This window comes from Bartonella jaculi (assembly GCF_039543045.1).
Lineage (GTDB): Bacteria > Pseudomonadota > Alphaproteobacteria > Rhizobiales > Rhizobiaceae > Bartonella > Bartonella jaculi.
On record NZ_BAABIZ010000005.1, the window covers coordinates 21,691 to 39,448 of the forward strand.

A 17,758-nucleotide genomic window follows, 5' to 3' on the forward strand; every position below is an offset into this window, starting at 1 on the left:
ACAATACAAATGACAGGCTCTTTCCATTTAATTAAAAATGATTAACTTCGTTCATAAACTACAAAACGTGTCGGATGACTATCTTTCTCTCCTTCTGGAATATATTGTGTTTGCACAATAGTCCACTTCTCTTTATCAAAAACAGGAAAAAAACTATCACCTTCAATGGAATCTAGGACTTCTGTAAAGAATATTTTATCAGCGATACACAACCCTTGTTGAAAAATTTCACCACCACCAATAATAAAAATTGCATCTGTACCATTTTGAGAAGCTACCCTTTTTGCAATAGAACAAGCTTGAGACAAAGAATGAGTAATAACAGCACCTTCAGCCGTAAATGCACAATTACGGGTAATAACAATATTTGTACGCCCTGGTAAAGGACGTCCAAGAGAATCCCATGTTTTCCGCCCCATAATGACAGGTTTACCCAAAGTCAAAGCCTTAAAGCGTTGCAAATCCGTGGATAAGTGCCAAGGCATCGCTCCTTCACGACCGATAACACCATTTTCTGCAACAGCTGCAATTAAACAAACTGAAAAAGTCATATCGCTACTGGTGCCTTGATATGTGGCTGCGCTTCATAATTAAGCAATTCAAAATCCTCAAATTTAAAAGAAAAAAGATCTGTTACCGCTGGATTTATAAGCATCAACGGTAAAGCACTTGGTACACGAGACAACTGATATTTCGCCTGTTCAAAATGGTTAGAATAAAGATGAGCATCACCAAGAGTATGAATAAAGTCGCCTGCTTTAAGTCCGTTCACTTGCGCAATCATCATCGTCAACAATGCATAGGATGCAATATTGAATGGAACACCTAAGAAAATATCCGCTGAACGCTGATAAAGTTGACAAGATAGTTTTCCATCAGCAACATAAAATTGAAAAAAACAATGACAAGGAGGCAAAGCCATTTCCTCTATCAATGCTGGATTCCAAGCAGATACAATTAATCGACGAGAATCGGGGGTTTCCTTAATCATAGTCAAAAGATTACTGATTTGATCGATATGGCGCCCATCAGGTGCTGGCCAAGAACGCCACTGATAACCATAAATAGGACCAAGATTCCCCTCTTTATCAGCCCACTCATCCCAAATTGATACACCATGTTCCTTCAACCATGCAATATTTGTATCACCTCTCAAAAACCACAAAAGCTCATAAATAATCGAACGCAAATGCAATTTTTTCGTGGTTAACAAAGGAAATCCTGCCTGCAAATCAAACCGCATTTGATATCCAAAAATTGATCGTGTCCCAACACCGGTCCGATCTGTACGATCAATGCCGTTATTTAAAACATGTGATAAAAGATCAAGATAGATTTCCATACAAATATTATGATTGATTCTTAACGTTACAGGAAACAGAAAATTCAATATTTATAGAAATACAATTCAAACAAATCCTCTCCTAAAACATTTTTTGTAGGAAATTATGATTGCATTTTGATGAATCGAATCGTAAATAAATTTTAAAAGAAACAATTTAGGTATGATCATAAAAGGGATAAATTTATGGATAATGAAACAACTTTAGCACCGCATGATACAAGAAAACGTATCTGGGCTATTGTGTCCAGTGCATCAGGTAATCTAGTAGAATGGTATGACTTTTATGTTTATTCCTTTACGTCCATTTACTTTGCGTCACAATTTTTTCCCTCAGAAGGCAATGTTGTTACACAACTTTTAAAAGCTGCTGGTGTCTTTGCGATTGGTTTTCTTATGCGCCCAATCGGCGGATGGCTTTTTGGCTTCATTGCTGATCGTTATGGACGCAAACGCTCAATGCTTATTTCTGTTTTTATGATGTGCGGTGGTTCCTTCTTAATCGCCTTACTTCCTACCTATGAAACCATTGGCGTAGCAGCAGGAATTCTTTTACTTTTACTCAGAATGCTTCAAGGGCTTTCTGTTGGTGGTGAATACGGTACGACAGCAACTTATATGAGCGAAATCGCCCTCAAAAATCGCCGTGGATTTTTTAGCTCTTTCCAATACACCACACTGATTGGTGGCCAACTTTTAGCCAGTCTCGTTATATTCATTCTGGCACTTTATCTCACCGAAGATCAATTAAAAGCGTGGGGCTGGCGTATTCCATTTGCCATTGGTGGACTAGGAGCAATTGTTGCGATTTATCTACGCCGCACACTCCATGAAACAACCACCAAAGAAAGTCGTTCTAGTACACAAGCTGGTAGTATTATGGAACTTCTGAGTAACCACCGAAAAGCTTTTTTTCTGGTTATCGGCTTTACAGCTGGAGGATCGCTCACATTCTACACCTATACAACTTACATGCAGAAATATCTGATCACAACCACCGGCTTTGATAAACATACAGCCACAACTGTGATGACTGCTGCGCTCTTTGTTTTCATGTTACTTCAACCTGCATTTGGTTTTATGGCTGATAAAATTGGAACAAGAACTTCACTCCTTATTTGGAGTGTTTTATCTATTATCTTTACCATCCCCGGACTTCATGTAATTGGTAGCACTGATAATACATGGATTGCTCTATCAGTCATTATTGGCATGCTGTGTATTATGAGCTTTTATACGTCCATCTCTGGCATTGTAAAATCAGAAATGTTTCCCGCTTCAGTACGGGCAATAGGAGTTGGACTCTCTTACGCTATTGCCAATGCAATGTTTGGCGGCTCTGCTGAATACGTAGCGCTTGAATTAAAAAGTCTTGGATATGAATCTGTCTTCTATTTTTATATAACTGGCATGATGATTCTTGCATTCATTGCAGTTCTCTTGATGCCCGACGCTCGAAAAGAGGGATACCTTCAAGGTGATAGTATCCATTAAAATTTTCTAAACTGAATCAAGAATCCCGAAAAATCGGGATTCTTGATTATGATAATGACAAAAAAATCAGTATTTACAACCTGCTATACACTCATCTCTCATATCATAAAGCAGCGATATCCTCCTCTTTGATATAAACCGTGATGAATAAATTGCCTCATGTCATGACCATAGATTTTTTATGATACCGCTGAATCCAGTACACTTAACTTTAAAAACATCAAATCTGTTTTAACAAAAGTTCACTTTTCTTTATCAAAAATAAGAAAAACACCGTTTCCTTATTTACATAACAAAATTAAACGGCATCTATTATCCCAATCAATTCTATCTCAACGCTCCTTTCGATTTGAACGATCAATGCAATCGTTAAAGATGCAATAAAATTCAAAACATACCTTATTTATAAATATGAGGAACGTTTTTTCTCTACGATAAAAATAAAAGCTACAAACATCACAAAAATAAGCCGCTTTTACCCCCCTTAAAAGAAAGCATCGTAATATAATTGAATTTTTATGGCTTAAACTGTAAACAACATTAAATAGAAAAATATAAAATAAAGGGGAACAATTCATGAGAACTGAAACAACTTTAGCTCCACATGATACAAGGAAACGTATCTTCGCTATCATATCCAGTGCATCAGGGAATCTAGTAGAATGGTATGATTTTTACGCTTATTCATTCACGTCGATTTATTTTGCTTCGCAATTCTTTCCTACAGATGAAGATCCCGTTACGCAGTTATTAAAAACCGCAGGAATCTTTTTTATTGGCTTTCTTATGCGCCCGATTGGAGCATGGCTCTTTGGCTTTATTGCTGACCGTTATGGACGTAAACGCTCAATGCTTATTTCTGTTTTTATGATGTGTGGTGGTTCATTCCTTATTGCCATACTTCCTACTTACGAAACTTTGGGAATAACAGCAGCATTCCTTCTACTTTTAATCCGTATGTTTCAAGGACTTTCAGTTGGCGGTGAATATGGTACAACAGCAACTTATATGAGCGAAGTCGCTCTTAAAAATCGTCGCGGTTTTTTTGCTTCCTTCCAGTATGCCACAACGATCTCAGGTCAACTTCTTGCCAGCTTCACTATATTTATTTTAGCACTTTACCTTAACGAAGATCAGTTAAAAGCATGGGGCTGGCGTATTCCTTTTGTAATTGGTGGATTTGGAGCAATAATTGCAATTTATCTGCGTCGTTCGCTCCATGAAACAAGCACCAAAGAAAGCCGCTCTAAACAACATGCTGGTAGTATAAAAGAGCTTTTACGCAACCACAAAAAAGCTTTTTTTCTGGTTATCGGCTTTACAGCTGGAGGTTCACTCACATTTTACACATACACCACTTACATGCAAAAATATCTGATCACCACCACCGGATTTGATAAACACACTGCAACAACGATAATGACTGCTGCTCTCTTTATTTTTGTGTTACTCCAACCCCTCTTTGGTTCTCTAGCCGATAAAATCGGAACAAGAGTTTCACTCATCAGTTGGAGTGCCTTATCCATTATCTGCACAATTCCTGTGCTTAAAATGATTGGGGATGCCCATAATCCATGGGCCGCACTCTTAATCATCATTGGAATGCTCTGTATTATGAGTTTTTATACATCTATCGCAGGTATCATAAAAGCAGAACTGTTCCCTGCTTCAATCCGAGCAATCGGAGTTGGACTTGCTTTTGCCATAGGGAATGCACTGTTTGGTGGTTCTGCTGAATATGTAGCATTTGGACTAAAAAATATAGGGTATGAAACTGTCTTCTTTTTTTACATAGTTGGTATGATGATCATTGCACTCATCTCAATTCTCTTGATGCCAGATATAGACAAAGGAGGATATCTTAAAGATAATGAAGTTCACTAAATTTTCTAAACACAATAAAAAAGCCCAAGCAATTGGGCTTTTTCATAATGGATGTATAAATATTCAATAAAAGAAGCACAAAACATGAAATAATTCTTTTTTTGTAGCCGCCCCGCATAAAGAAATACTGTGCTCACTTACTAAGTAAAAATATATGTATAAGACTCTGTATTGTTTAGATTTTATCAAATATCTTTAATTGTTTAGTCACTAAACAATTAAAGCTATACAACTTTTCTACACTCTCCAAACATCCCTAACTACGACTTTTAAAACAGCCTTTTAAGCACTCTTTTTACCAACATTTCATCCAGCTTGAAGCTATTTTTCAACGCACTTTCCCCCTTTAGATTCGCTGTGATGAAGTTTATCCTCCGACAAAAATAAAGTGGTCAAAAAGCATAACCCCATAATTCAAATAAGCCATCTCAAATAGCTTTCATAAGAAATTACTATGGTACAATTGAATTTTGGTGATACAAATCGTAAAACAAACTTAGTTAGAATTAGAAAAAATAAATATAGATCTAAAAGGGGAACATTTCATGAAAAGCGAAGCAACTTTAGAAGCACATGATAAAAGAAAACGTGTTTTTGCTATCATATCCAGTGCATCAGGAAATCTAGTAGAATGGTATGATTTTTATGTTTACTCATTTACGTCGATTTATTTCGCATCACAATTTTTTCCTTCAGATGGTGATGTTGTTACACAATTGCTAAAAAGCGCAGGAGTCTTTTTTATTGGTTTTCTCATGCGCCCTATTGGAGCGTGGCTCTTCGGCTTCATTGCTGACCGTTATGGACGCAAACGCTCAATGCTCATATCTATTTTTATGATGTGTGGTGGTTCTTTTCTCATAGCCATACTTCCTACCTATGAAACTATTGGAGTGACAGCAGCCATTCTTCTGCTTTTAATCCGAATGATGCAAGGACTTTCAGCGGGTGGTGAATATGGTACAGCAGCAACTTATATGAGTGAAGTTTCCTTAAAAAACCATCGCGGATTCTTTGCTTCTTTCCAATCTGGTACGCTTATTACTGGCCAACTGTTAGCCAGTTTTATTATATTTATTTTATCACTTTACCTTAACGAAGATCAGTTAAAAGCATGGGGCTGGCGTATTCCCTTTGTGATTGGTGGCTGTGGAGCAGTGGTTGCAATTTATCTACGTCATTCGCTCCATGAAACGACCACAAAAGAAAGTCGCTCTCAAAAACATACTGGCAGCCTTAAAGAACTTCTTACCAAACACAGCAAAGCCTTTTTTGTGATTGCTCTCTTTGCATCTGGAGGCTCTCTCACATTTTACACCTGTACAACCTATATGCAGAAATATCTGATCACAACGAGCGGCTTCGATAAACAGACTGCGACAATGATAATGACTGCCGCACTCTTTATTTTCATACTATTCCAACCCATAGCGGGTATTCTAGCCGATAAAATCGGAACGAAAACTTTACTCATCATCTGGAGTATACTCTCTGCAATCTCCACGTTTCCTGGGCTTAGCATAATCGGCAACACCCATAGTACATGGGTTGCCTTATCAGCCATTATTGGAATGCTCTGTATTATGAGTATGTATACATCCATCTCTGGTGTTGTGAAATCAGCAATGTTTCCCTCTTCAGTACGGGCAATAGGGGTTGGTCTTTCTCACGCCATTGGCAATGCATTATTTGGCGGCTCTGCTGAATATGTAGCACTTGGATTAAAAAATATGGGACATGAATCACTCTTTTATTTTTACGTAACCGGTGTAATGATTATTGCATTCATTGCACTTCTCTTTGTACCGGATATGAGTAAAGGAGGATATCTTCAAGAAAACGAAACCGTTTAAATCTTCTATACTAAACAAAAAAGCCCAAAATTCTTTGGGCTTTTTTGTTATTGAGCAAAATTTAGTTTTAAAATTATTTAAATTTTATGAAGAGCGTTTAATTGTTTAGCGACCAAGTAATAAAAAGTCATACGACTTTTTCTACGATCTCCCGACATCATCTCTGCAACTTTTGCAACAACTGTTTTAGAACTCTTCTCATCAGCTCCTAAAACATCTTGAACCCATTTTTCAACGCGCTCTAACTCTTTTGGATCTGATGTAGCGACAAGCGATGCATCTTGCTTTTTCATCACCAAAGCTAAACGATGACGAAGCCTTTCTATTGCAGCCTCATCGGGATTTGGATCATACAATTTAATATCTGCCAGATCATTTGTCATTCTGCAATATCTCCTCTCCAAGAATTAACGGCTGGACTTTACAACCGCATTGTATAGTTTCATAAATAACTAGAGGATTTAAAATATTAACAAGCCCCCTTTTACAAAGACTGTTTTTCATCTATATTTAAAAAGCTGGCTTGCCAGCTATGGTAATAAATGGACAATGAAATAAACTCATTGGACCCGGGGGCGGTACCCGGCGCCTCCACCAAAATATAATAAGCAAAAAATTATACTTTGGTGGGGGCGAAATAGGATCGACAAGGGCGTAAAGATTGCTCTTTTACTCGGCATAGTACCACCGTTATCGGACTAAATGAGTAGTTGCAAATGACAACTATGCGGAAGCACGTCTCGCTGCTTAATGCAGTGCGAATGTTTCAAACTAAGCCTTAAACCGTCGCAGGTTTAAGCGGGGTTCGGAGGCACCTGGCAACAGAAGCCTTCACTTTCGTAAGTATTATTGATTGATCTTTCAGACACTATTTGTCATAAAATTTCGTGTTTTTCTCAATTAATGAGGTGCATTGTAAAAAAAATATTGCTACCTTAAAGAAACGTTTTATTGCACGATATCATTTATACTCAGCCACTATGTGAAATAAAAGGAATAAACTTCTATGGTTCAAGATCAAATCCGTTACGATATTCTCGTTCAGGATGCACTCCGTGGAGTTATCCGTAAGGTTTTATCGGAAGTTTCTAAAGCAGGCCTTCCAGGTAATCACCATTTTTTTATTACTTTTTTGACAAATGCACCGGGAGTAAAAATTTCCACTCGACTTAAAAACCGTTATCCAGAGCAAATGACAATCGTATTACAACATCAGTTTAGAGATTTGAGTGTGTCAGAAACTGCTTTTGAAGTAACGCTCTCTTTTAGGGAAATTAGCGAAAAATTGGTGATTCCTTTTACTTCCGTCCAAGTATTTTATGATCCTGTTGCAGCATTTGAAGCAGCATTTGACTTACCTTCAAATCTTAACTCTAAAGAAGATGAGAGCTCAGAAAACACCACGTCTACACCTGTCATTCTATCGGACAAACAACAGAAAGAAACCACATTAAATAAAGACCAAAATCTCAAAACAAATAAAGAGCCTTCAAACAATGATGCCAAACAAAGTGCTGATGTTGTTTCCCTAGATTCTTTTCGGAAAAAATAATTTAACTTATGGCTGAACTGATTAACCTTCGCCAATTTCGAAAACAAAAAAAGCGTGCAGAACAAGCTGTTCATGCAGAGGAGAATCGCTATCGTTTTGGACGGACAAAAGCTGAAAAGCTTTTTGAACAAAAAGAATCCCTAAAGACTCAAAAATTTCTTGATCAAAATCGTTTATTTAACGATGAAGAAGAGTAAAAGTGAATGCAAATAGATGCTTCTATCGATTGGTCAACCGTAATCTCACGAAAAATATCTGTTCGAATTGATGGACATGCAACAAGCGTATCTTTAGAACAACCATTTATAGATATTCTCAAAGCTCTAGCACGCAAAAAAGGACAATCTTTAGCCTTTATTATCACTGATATTGACAGTAAAAGACCACCGGAACTAAATCTTTCGGCTGCGTTACGCGTTTATGTACTCCAGAGCGTTCTCACCCAACGCCTTTAAATTTATTTTATCTTTTACGATCTCTGTCTCCTATGCAACTGAAGGTATTATGGCTTTTTTAGATCTAGCGTTCAGATAAAAAAAATACTACACAAAAGGTACAATGAATAATTTTTCCGATGATATACCATTTTTCGAAGATGAATCCCCGCCCCCAAAGCGTGAAGATAACCCTAGGTTAATTGCTCATACTGCACAATGTGATGCTGACTATTTAGAACAACTCAATCCCGAACAACAACAGGCCGTCATGACTACAGAAGGGCCTCTTTTAGTTCTTGCAGGAGCTGGTACTGGAAAAACGCGTGTTCTCACTACCCGAATTTCTCATATTTTGCGCTCAGGGCTTGCTTCCCCTAGGCAAATACTATCTGTAACATTCACCAATAAAGCAGCACGTGAAATGAAAACACGTATTGGCGAACTTATTGGTGAAATTGTTGAAGGCATGCCTTGGCTTGGAACCTTCCATTCCACCGGCGCGAAGATTTTGCGCCGCCATGCAGAACTTGTTGGCTTAAAAAGCAATTTTACAATTCTTGATAGCGATGATGTACTTCGTCTTTTAAAACAGCTTATTCAAGCTGAAGGCTTGGACGATAAGCGTTGGACAGCACGGTCCTTTGCAATGATGATTGATTCTTGGAAAAATCAAGGGCTTTCACCAGACCGTATTTCAGAAAGTGATGCCCATTCCTTTGGCAACGGCATGGGACGCATACTTTATCGCAGCTATCAAGAGAGATTAAAGAGCCTTAATGCCTGTGATTTCGGAGACCTTCTGCTTCATTCTATCTCTATCTTCCAACACAATCCAGATATTCTTCGCCAATATCATTCCCAATTCCGCTATATTCTTGTCGATGAATATCAAGATACAAATACAGCACAATATCTTTGGCTTCGCCTTTTGGCGCAACAGCCAAAAGGACAACATGTCAACCTTTGTTGTGTCGGCGATGATGATCAATCCATTTACGGATGGCGTGGCGCTAAAGTCGATAACATATTACGTTTTGAGAAAGATTTCCTTCCTGCAAAAATTATTCGTTTAGAGCGCAATTATCGCTCAACATCACATATTCTCAAAACCGCTTCTCATCTGATTTCTCATAATCAAGGAAGACTTGGAAAAACACTTTTTTCTGATCAGATAAATATCGAAGAAGAAAAAGTAAAAATTCATGCGGCATGGGATTCTCAAGAAGAAGCCCGCGCCATCGGAGAAGAAATTGAACAAGCACAACAAGCCGGTCATTCATTAAATCATATAGCAATATTGGTGCGCGCATCATTCCAGATGCGTGAATTTGAAGATCGTTTTGTGACGCTTGGCCTTAATTACCGTGTCATTGGTGGTCCACGCTTTTATGAACGAATGGAAATACGTGATGCCATGGCTTATTTACGCGTTGTTGTCCAACCAGCGGATGATTTAGCCTTTGAACGTATTATCAACACCCCTAAACGCGGCTTAGGAGATGCAACCCTACGCACCCTCTATGAAAGTGCACGAGCACGCTCTATTCCTCTCTTTGCAGCTGCTACTGAAATAATTGAAACGGATGAGCTAAAACCCAAGGCACGCAGTGCTTTACGGAGCATTGTCGAAGATTTTCGCCGCTGGCAAAATATGCTGCAATATACACCGCATAAAGAGCTTGCCGAAACAATTCTTGATGATTCAGGCTATACAGCTATGTGGTTAGAAGATCGCTCTCCAGAAGCACCAACGCGACTAGAAAATCTCAAAGAAATGATCCGCTCTATGGAACAATTTGAAAGCCTTCACAGCTTTTTAGAACATGTTGCACTGGTTATGGATGCTGAAAACAATGAAAATACCGATGCAGTCAACATCATGACTCTTCATTCAGCCAAAGGGCTTGAATTTGAAACAGTTTTTCTTCCTGGCTGGGAAGAAGGGCTTTTCCCCCATCAGCGTTCTTTGGATGAAGGAGGCCGTTCCGGTTTAGAAGAAGAACGCAGATTAGCTTACGTAGGACTAACAAGAGCAAAAAAACATCTGCATATATGGTTTGTATCTAATCGAAGAATTCATGGATTTTGGCAATCTACACTTCCCTCACGTTTTTTGAATGAATTACCAGAAGAACATGTAGAATTAGTAGAAATGGAAACATCTTATGGTGGTTATGGGAGATCGCACTTTAAACATCAAAATCCCTTTTATAATGATTATCCTAAATCAGAATGGAAACGTACGCAAAAAAATATTGAAGGAAAAGTTATTGCCCAATCAGTCTCTGAACCTCCTTCAGATTTTTCAATCAATGATCGGATTTTTCATATAAAATTTGGTTATGGCCATATTTCCGCAATAGACGGTCATAAATTAACCATTGTGTTCGAGAAAGCTGGAGAAAAACGCGTGCTCGATAATTTTGTAAGTAAAGCTTAGCATGAAATTGATAGAACCACTTCTCTCAACGAAAAATATTTTTTCATTTTATTTTGAATATTACTTCCATTTGCGAATAAAAGCTTCGATTGATAAGCTTTGCATATCAGGCAATGCATTGTAAATTTTATCAAGCGGCCAATTCCACCAAGCCATCTCCAAAAGTGTCTGGATCACATTATCGGAAAAACGCATACGCAACGGCTTTGCAGGAACACCAGCAACAACCGCGTAAGGCAAAACATCTTTTGTTATAACAGCATTAGCACCAATGACAGCGCCATGCCCAACTGTCACCCTAGGCATAAGAACAGCACCATGTCCAATCCATACATCATGCCCGATGATAACACGTTTTGCGCAACGCCTTTCGCGAAAAGCACTATCTAATGCCATATAACGAAAATATTCATTAGGGCGATAGGTTATTTTATGCGTTGAAAGGCGTTCCATGGGATGTTCTAGCGCATTCACACAGACATGAGATGCAATAGAACAAAAACGCCCTATATCACTGTAAATAGCCTGACTGTTATGCTCAAAATAAGAGAAATCCCCAACAGTTACATCACGCAAAACCACCCGCTCATTGATTTCCACATAGCGTCCCAATTTACAACCATGCAGCCGTGCTGTCGTATGGATACGAGGCGCACTTTCATGAAATCGAAGATCTTTCTCTCTATCCATTCATCTTCCACCAATTGTTTTTCCATAAATAAACAAACTACCAAGTAAACAAAATCAATTATAAAACAGAGATTGCAAAGTTAACCAGCCAATGTTACAATTTTCTCATCTATCTAAGAGAGTCAAACTATGAAAAATGTAATACGCATCTTGGGGCTGACAATCATATTTCTTGCGGGCATTTTTATTTATGATGCATTAAAAAATAAGCCTTTAGGTGATAATTTTACACTCACTGATTCCAATGGAAAAACTATTACTGAAGCTGATATTCGAAGCAAGCCTTCAATCATTTTTTTTGGCTTTACTATGTGTCCTGAAAGCTGCCCTACCACACTGATCAATCTTGATCGGTGGCTTGCAGCACTTGGCCCAGATGCCGATAAATTAGGGATATGGTTTGTTACTGTTGACCCCGAACGTGACACACCAGAAGTACTCCATAATTATCTCAGTAATTTTAACGATAAAATCATTGGTATCAGTGGAGACCCTGATAAAGTTCATAAAATGGTAGATTCTTTTAACATCGTTGCTGAAAAAGTTCCTGGAACAGATGGAAACTATACATATAACCATACAGCAGCAATTTTTTTACTCAAAAAAGGTGGAAAATTAGCTGGCGTTATTCCTTATGAAATTAGAGAAGATAACGATGATTTAAGAGATGATATCGCCATTGAACGGCTTAAAAAACTCGTCTCAAATTAAATTTAAAGCTGATTTAAGAGAAAGAACAGCATGTCGCAGCAAATTCGTTTGTATTGTACTGCTTTCAAAAATGAAGCAGAACAATTGTACACACTTATGGAAACAGCCTTTGATGAAGAAGGCTATCCTCTTTCTCTGGCAGAGATAGATGAAAAGAATTCTATATATGAGCTTTCAATTTATGTAGATCAAGAAAGCCAAGAGAATGCTTCGAAACGTTTTGCACACATCCTTTCTATGGATCCTGATAAAATTAAAAGTGAAATTTTACCTAATATTGATTGGGTAAAGAAAAGCCTTGAAGGGCTAAAACCGGTGCAAGCTGGTCCTTTTTTTCTTCATGGAAGCCACAATAGAGGCGACATTCCACCTGATGTTTTTCCTATTGAAATTGAAGCAAATCAAGCCTTTGGTACAGGACATCATGGGACAACAGCTGGTTGTTTAGAAATGATTGCCAAAGTGATAGAAAATGAAAATCCAAAAAATGCTCTTGATCTTGGTACCGGCAGTGGGGTGCTCGCTATTGGCATCGCAATGCTTAAACCTATTGCGATACTTGCATCCGATATTGATCCAATCGCTATTCAAGTTACACAACACAATATCCAACTCAATGGCGTAAAGGAATATATCACAGCTGTCACAGCAACGGGTTTTGCCCATGATGAAATTGCTTCACGTGCGCCCTTTGATCTCATTGTTGCTAATATCCTTGCCAATCCTCTTATTGAACTTGCACAAGAAATAGTAAAGGCACTCCAAAAAGGCGGATCACTGATACTCTCTGGAATCCTTGAAGAGCAACATGCCGATGTTTTAAAAGTTTATATAAAACAAGGCTTGAAACACATTGAAACATACCATCGGCAAGGATGGGTTACGATACATCTCAAATAAAAGAAAAAGAAAAGGACGTTGTTATGTATCAATCTTTCGAAGCAACAACAAATCCCACGCATGCTCTCGAGCGCATTGCCTCTCTTCGTAAAGAATTAGACCGCCTTGAGCTAAATGGTTTTCTGGTTCCACGTGCAGATGAACATCAAGGAGAATATGTCCCTCCACATGCTCAACGTCTTAGTTGGTTAACCGGCTTTACTGGCTCAGCTGGTATTGCTCTCATCTTAAAAAACAAAGCCATTATATTCACAGACGGACGGTATAAACTCCAAGTTCGCCAACAAACTGATCCTCATATTTTTGATTATGAAGATCTAATAGCCTGTCCCCCCTCACAATGGCTTGAAACAAATGGGCAAAAACTCTCTATTGGCTTTGATCCATGGCTTCACACCATTGCTGCCACCGATACATTGAGAGACGCATTAGAAATTAAAGTCGGTGGAAAACTTGTAGCAATTCACTCCAATCCTATTGATCTTATCTGGCATGATCAACCACAATCACCGCAATCTACCCTATCGGTTCATCCTCTCAAATATGCAGGATGCAGTTCAGATGAAAAATTAACATTGATTTGCAAAGATATACAAAAAGCCAATGCAGATGCCTTTATTTTTACAGACCCCTCCTCTATTGCGTGGATATTCAATATACGTGGCAATGATGTTTCCAACACACCTTTTGCCCTTTGTTTTGCTGTCATTTCAATCAAAGAAACGCCAGCCTTATTCATTGATAGCAAAAAGCTTAGTGGAGAAGGAAAACAATATCTAGAACATTATGCAAAACTGTATGAACCAGAGCAACTTATTCCAAAGATCAAAGATTATGTTCAAAAAGGAACAGTTTTTGCCTTAGATCCACGGCTAACATGCGAAAAATTTCGTACTGTTATTGCAGAAGAAGGGTGCTCTTTCATTACACTTACCGATCCGGCTACCCTGCCACGTGCCATTAAAAATAGCACCGAACAAGATGGTGCACGCAAAGCACACTTGCGCGATGGTGTAGCCCTTACTCGCTTTTTTTCTTGGTTAGATAAACAAGCACCAGGCACAATAAGTGAAATTTCTGCTGCTCAAAAATTAGAAGAATTTCGCATAATAGCAGCAGAAGAAATGGGAGAAAAGCTTGAAGATCTGTCTTTTGATACGATCTCAGCAGCAGGCGCAAATGGTGCTATTGTTCATTATCGTGTCACAACTAAAACAAATAAATTACTGAAAGCTGGTGAACTTTATCTTGTTGATTCAGGTGGACAATATCGTGATGGCACCACGGATATCACGCGTACAGTAGCAATTGGAAATATTGGAGAGGAAGAAAAACGCTGTTTTACTCTTGTTCTCAAAGGCATGATTGCTCTTTCAACCGCACGCTTTCCAAAAGGCACACGTGGACAAGACATTGATATCCTAGCACGTATAGCATTGTGGAAAGCTGGTTTTGACTATGCCCATGGCACTGGTCATGGAGTTGGATCTTATCTCTCTGTTCATGAAGGTCCACAAAATCTTTCACGCAATGGGTGCCAAGAACTCATTCCAGGAATGATTATTTCTAATGAACCTGGATATTATCGCGAAGGTGCTTTTGGGATTCGTATTGAAAATTTGATGATTGTAAAACCAGCGCAAAAAGTTAACGGTGGAGATAGAGAAATGCTCTCATTCGAAACACTCACAAATTGTCCCATTGACCGAAAATTAATCCTCTCAGAGTTTTTAACACAACAGGAACGTCAATGGCTCAATGATTATCATGCGCATGTTTATCAGGTTAATGCACCTTACTTGAACGAAGAAGATAAAAAGTGGGCAAAAGAAGCAACAATGCCGCTTTAAATGAAGCAGCGTATAACTTTTACTCTTTCGAAAAAACACTGTAGCTTCTTTTTTTAGGAAAAAATGTGTATTTACGTCAGGAAATACAAAAAATATTTCTACAAGATGCTTCAAGTTTTTTGCTGGTATGACAAACACTAACCTCGGCGGAATTAGAGTGGAATGCACTTGCACTTGGTAATGCTTATCTTGGCTACATCCTCCACCATCTACACATGATTATACCCCTTATTTCTTTATATGGAAACTTTCATTACATCACCGTTTTGAAGAACGATGTTTTACAACATTAAAAATAATTATAAGATTCCTTAAGAGTCACATGTTGACTTTTAATGTCAGTAAATCACACTCGAAGAAGCATGACAAATACGAGTGAATTATTGTTCTTGAAGAAGATCTACCTTTAAACATAATGTCCCGCAATCAACTGCAACCAAGACTCTTCATCTATAACCTCAACACCTAATTCTTGTGCTTTAGCTAACTTTGATCCTGCTCCAACTCCAGCAACGAGAAGATCCGTTTTTTTAGAAAGAGACCCTGAAGTCTTTGCACCTAATCGTTCAGCTAAGGCTTTTGCTTCATCGCGTGACATCCGTGCCAAAGTTCCTGTAAAAACAATGACCTTTCCTGCTACTGGTGAAGCATCTGTCATCACAAGTTCTTCATCAAGAGGCGTTACTTCCTGAAGTAAGACAGACAAAACCTCACGGTTATGGGCTTCTTGATAAAAATCAATAATTGCGCTCCCTACCTGTGGTCCAACACCTTCGATATTGGTAAGCTCTATCCAAGCCTCATTGCCTTCTGTATCAACCTCATCGCATGGCATAATAGCTGCCATTGCCGCAGTTTCGAAAGAAACATAATTTTGATAAGCGCGTGCGAGACGTCGTGCATTAACCTCTCCAACATGGCGAATTCCTAATGCAAACAAAAAACGGCTTAAAGGAATTTCTCTGCGTGCATTAATAGCATCATAAAGTTTACGAACCGAAACAGTACCAAAACCTTCCATATTTTCCAAACGTACCAGAGATTTTTCTTGGCGCCGTTGTAAAGTGAAAATATCGGCTGGTGTATGAATACACAAGGTGTCATCTTGAACATGAAAAAAGAACTCCACCTGTTTTTTTCCAAGTCCCTCAATATCAAAGGCATTACGTGAAACAAAATGACGAATACGCTCAATCGCTTGTGCAGGACAAATAAGCCCACCTGTGCATCGACGCACAGCTTCCCCCACTTCACGAACAGCATGACTCCCACACGCTGGACACAGATGAGGAAAAACAAAAGCAGAAGCGTCTTTTGGACGTTTTGCAGCAACAATATCAACAATTTGAGGAATCACATCACCAGCACGTTGTACAATCACTGTATCGCCTACACGGATATCACGCCCTTCACGAATGGGCTCTCCCTTATGACCAATTCCCTTAATATAATCTTCATTATGCAGACTTGCATTGGTAACCACCACACCACCAACAGTAATAGGCGCAAGACGTGCAACAGGAGTTAATGCTCCAGTTCGCCCCACCTGAATATCAATGCCTTCCAAAAGCGCCATAGCTTTTTCTGCTGGAAATTTATGCGCAATTGCCCAACGTGGCGAACGAGAGACAAATCCCAAACGCATTTGTAGCATCAAATCATTAACCTTATAGACAATTCCATCAATATCATAACTTAAGGAATAACGGCATTCTTCGATGTCATGATAATAGGAAATAATCTCTCCTACTGTCTTAAAAACTTTCGTTAATGGATTGATAATAAAGCCATATTCTTTTAGCTTTTTCATCATCCCTATTTGGCTTTCTGCAGGCATTTCACTCACTTCACCCCAAGCATAAGCAAAAAATTTAAGCTTTCTACTTGCGGTTACACGTGAATCGAGCTGACGTAAAGAACCAGCTGCGGCATTCCTAGGATTAGCAAAAGCTAATTTTCTCTCTCTCTGTTGATTCATATTAAGTGCTTGGAAATCCTCCCTCCCCATATAAACTTCACCGCGAACCTCAAGAATATCAGGAAAACTACCTCGCAAGACTTTTGGAATATCAGAAATTGTCCGCGCATTCGCAGTAACATTTTCACCGACATACCCATCACCGCGGGTTGCAGCACGCACAAGCCTCCCTTTCTCATAGCGCAATGATAAAGACAAACCATCAATCTTTGGCTCAGCTGTTATTTCTAATATCTGTGTTTCTGGAAATCGTAAAAAACGACGAACGCGCTCAACAAACTCACTGACATCTTCAGCACTAAATGCATTGTCAAGAGAAAGCATCGCCTGTGCATGAACAGATTTTTCAAACTTTTCAGAAACCGGTGCACCAACTTTATATGAAGGAGAATCAGCACGAATGAGCTCTGGAAAGAGAGATTCAATTTCTGCATTACGGCGGCGAAGAGCATCATATTCCGCATCAGAAATTTCAGGTTGGTCGTTATTATTATAAAGCACATCATGACGTGCAATCTCTTTTGCCAACCACTCTAATTCACTTTCTGCTTCAAGAGCAGTGAGGTTTTTAATTGCATCCTTGTGCATAAAATCTATTCCAAATTATGGGCCACAGCTATAAGAATT

15 protein-coding genes and 1 other RNA gene are annotated in these 17,758 nt (G+C 38.7%); 11 read left to right on the plus strand and 5 right to left on the minus strand.

Features of this window, described 5'->3' with window-relative positions; translation table 11 throughout:
* Positions 1-41 precede the first annotated feature (41 nt).
* Positions 42-551: a dihydrofolate reductase gene (locus ABD915_RS03385; protein WP_345115179.1), complete on the minus strand. Its 510-nt coding sequence runs from the start codon at positions 549-551 to the stop codon at positions 42-44.
* Positions 548-1,342: a thymidylate synthase gene (locus ABD915_RS03390; protein ID WP_345115182.1), complete on the minus strand. Its 795-nt coding sequence runs from the start codon at positions 1,340-1,342 to the stop codon at positions 548-550. The genes ABD915_RS03385 and ABD915_RS03390 overlap by 4 nt, the downstream gene beginning before the upstream one ends.
* Before the next feature lie 186 nt (positions 1,343-1,528).
* On the opposite strand from ABD915_RS03390, the gene ABD915_RS03395 reads away from it, so the two are divergent.
* The 3 genes from ABD915_RS03395 to ABD915_RS03405 all read left to right on the plus strand — a co-directional run bounded on the left by ABD915_RS03395 (position 1,529) and on the right by ABD915_RS03405 (position 6,573).
* Positions 1,529-2,836, plus strand: coding sequence for an MFS family transporter (locus ABD915_RS03395; protein WP_345115185.1), 1,308 nt, complete (start codon positions 1,529-1,531; stop codon positions 2,834-2,836).
* Positions 2,837-3,412: 576 nt separating this feature from the next.
* The gene (locus ABD915_RS03400) at positions 3,413-4,720 is read left to right on the plus strand and encodes an MFS family transporter (RefSeq protein ID WP_345115188.1); all 1,308 of its coding nucleotides are present in this window, start codon (positions 3,413-3,415) and stop codon (positions 4,718-4,720) included.
* 545 nt (positions 4,721-5,265) lie between these two features.
* The gene (locus ABD915_RS03405) at positions 5,266-6,573 is read left to right on the plus strand and encodes an MFS family transporter (protein WP_345115191.1); all 1,308 of its coding nucleotides are present in this window, start codon (positions 5,266-5,268) and stop codon (positions 6,571-6,573) included.
* Between the two features lie 77 nt (positions 6,574-6,650).
* Here ABD915_RS03405 and ABD915_RS03410 read toward each other — a convergent pair whose 3' ends face one another.
* Positions 6,651-6,956 carry a DUF2853 family protein gene (locus tag ABD915_RS03410; RefSeq protein WP_345115194.1) on the minus strand — a complete coding sequence of 102 codons (306 nt, stop codon included), beginning with the start codon at positions 6,954-6,956 and terminating at the stop codon, positions 6,651-6,653.
* 95 nt (positions 6,957-7,051) lie between these two features.
* Between ABD915_RS03410 and ssrA the strand changes: the two genes are divergently transcribed.
* The 5 genes from ssrA to ABD915_RS03435 all read left to right on the plus strand — a co-directional run bounded on the left by ssrA (position 7,052) and on the right by ABD915_RS03435 (position 11,002).
* Positions 7,052-7,409: a transfer-messenger RNA gene (ssrA, locus tag ABD915_RS03415) on the plus strand.
* 170 nt (positions 7,410-7,579) lie between these two features.
* The gene (locus tag ABD915_RS03420) at positions 7,580-8,125 is read left to right on the plus strand and encodes an SspB family protein (protein ID WP_345115197.1); all 546 of its coding nucleotides are present in this window, start codon (positions 7,580-7,582) and stop codon (positions 8,123-8,125) included.
* An 8-nt stretch (positions 8,126-8,133) separates the two neighbouring features.
* Positions 8,134-8,322, plus strand: a complete 189-nt coding sequence (locus ABD915_RS03425) for a DUF4169 family protein (protein ID WP_345115200.1) — start codon at positions 8,134-8,136, stop codon at positions 8,320-8,322.
* A gap of 6 nt (positions 8,323-8,328) precedes the next feature.
* On the plus strand, positions 8,329-8,580 hold the full coding sequence (locus ABD915_RS03430; protein WP_345115204.1) for a ribbon-helix-helix domain-containing protein: 252 nt from the start codon (positions 8,329-8,331) through the stop codon (positions 8,578-8,580).
* 103 nt (positions 8,581-8,683) lie between these two features.
* Entirely contained in the window at positions 8,684-11,002 is a 2,319-nt protein-coding gene (locus tag ABD915_RS03435; protein ID WP_345115206.1) for an ATP-dependent helicase, read from the plus strand.
* A 60-nt stretch (positions 11,003-11,062) separates the two neighbouring features.
* On the opposite strand, the gene ABD915_RS03440 is transcribed toward ABD915_RS03435, so the two are convergent.
* On the minus strand, positions 11,063-11,692 hold the full coding sequence (locus ABD915_RS03440) for an LbetaH domain-containing protein (RefSeq protein WP_345115208.1): 630 nt from the start codon (positions 11,690-11,692) through the stop codon (positions 11,063-11,065).
* 129 nt (positions 11,693-11,821) lie between these two features.
* Here ABD915_RS03440 and ABD915_RS03445 point away from each other — a divergent pair, with 129 nt between their 5' ends.
* The 3 genes from ABD915_RS03445 to ABD915_RS03455 are packed head-to-tail and all read left to right on the plus strand — an operon-like array spanning position 11,822 to position 15,153.
* Entirely contained in the window at positions 11,822-12,403 is a 582-nt protein-coding gene (locus ABD915_RS03445) for an SCO family protein (RefSeq protein WP_345115211.1), read from the plus strand.
* A gap of 30 nt (positions 12,404-12,433) precedes the next feature.
* The gene (locus tag ABD915_RS03450; RefSeq protein ID WP_345115213.1) at positions 12,434-13,303 is read left to right on the plus strand and encodes a 50S ribosomal protein L11 methyltransferase; all 870 of its coding nucleotides are present in this window, start codon (positions 12,434-12,436) and stop codon (positions 13,301-13,303) included.
* 23 nt (positions 13,304-13,326) lie between these two features.
* The gene (locus ABD915_RS03455; protein ID WP_345115216.1) at positions 13,327-15,153 is read left to right on the plus strand and encodes an aminopeptidase P family protein; all 1,827 of its coding nucleotides are present in this window, start codon (positions 13,327-13,329) and stop codon (positions 15,151-15,153) included.
* Between the two features lie 406 nt (positions 15,154-15,559).
* Here the strand turns inward: ABD915_RS03455 and ligA are convergent, their stop codons facing one another.
* Positions 15,560-17,719, minus strand: a complete 2,160-nt coding sequence (gene ligA, locus ABD915_RS03460) for an NAD-dependent DNA ligase LigA (protein WP_345115221.1) — start codon at positions 17,717-17,719, stop codon at positions 15,560-15,562.
* Positions 17,720-17,758: the final 39 nt, after the last annotated feature.

Coding starts and splice junctions, on each gene's coding strand:
- ABD915_RS03385 (WP_345115179.1), bottom strand. CDS start 551: ATGACTTTTTCAGTTTGTTTAATTGCAGCTGTTGCAGAAAATGGTGTT.
- ABD915_RS03390 (WP_345115182.1), bottom strand. CDS start 1,342: ATGGAAATCTATCTTGATCTTTTATCACATGTTTTAAATAACGGCATT.
- ABD915_RS03395 (WP_345115185.1), top strand. CDS start 1,529: ATGGATAATGAAACAACTTTAGCACCGCATGATACAAGAAAACGTATC.
- ABD915_RS03400 (WP_345115188.1), top strand. CDS start 3,413: ATGAGAACTGAAACAACTTTAGCTCCACATGATACAAGGAAACGTATC.
- ABD915_RS03405 (WP_345115191.1), top strand. CDS start 5,266: ATGAAAAGCGAAGCAACTTTAGAAGCACATGATAAAAGAAAACGTGTT.
- ABD915_RS03410 (WP_345115194.1), bottom strand. CDS start 6,956: ATGACAAATGATCTGGCAGATATTAAATTGTATGATCCAAATCCCGAT.
- ABD915_RS03420 (WP_345115197.1), top strand. CDS start 7,580: ATGGTTCAAGATCAAATCCGTTACGATATTCTCGTTCAGGATGCACTC.
- ABD915_RS03425 (WP_345115200.1), top strand. CDS start 8,134: ATGGCTGAACTGATTAACCTTCGCCAATTTCGAAAACAAAAAAAGCGT.
- ABD915_RS03430 (WP_345115204.1), top strand. CDS start 8,329: ATGCAAATAGATGCTTCTATCGATTGGTCAACCGTAATCTCACGAAAA.
- ABD915_RS03435 (WP_345115206.1), top strand. CDS start 8,684: ATGAATAATTTTTCCGATGATATACCATTTTTCGAAGATGAATCCCCG.
- ABD915_RS03440 (WP_345115208.1), bottom strand. CDS start 11,692: ATGGATAGAGAGAAAGATCTTCGATTTCATGAAAGTGCGCCTCGTATC.
- ABD915_RS03445 (WP_345115211.1), top strand. CDS start 11,822: ATGAAAAATGTAATACGCATCTTGGGGCTGACAATCATATTTCTTGCG.
- ABD915_RS03450 (WP_345115213.1), top strand. CDS start 12,434: ATGTCGCAGCAAATTCGTTTGTATTGTACTGCTTTCAAAAATGAAGCA.
- ABD915_RS03455 (WP_345115216.1), top strand. CDS start 13,327: ATGTATCAATCTTTCGAAGCAACAACAAATCCCACGCATGCTCTCGAG.
- ligA (WP_345115221.1), bottom strand. CDS start 17,719: ATGCACAAGGATGCAATTAAAAACCTCACTGCTCTTGAAGCAGAAAGT.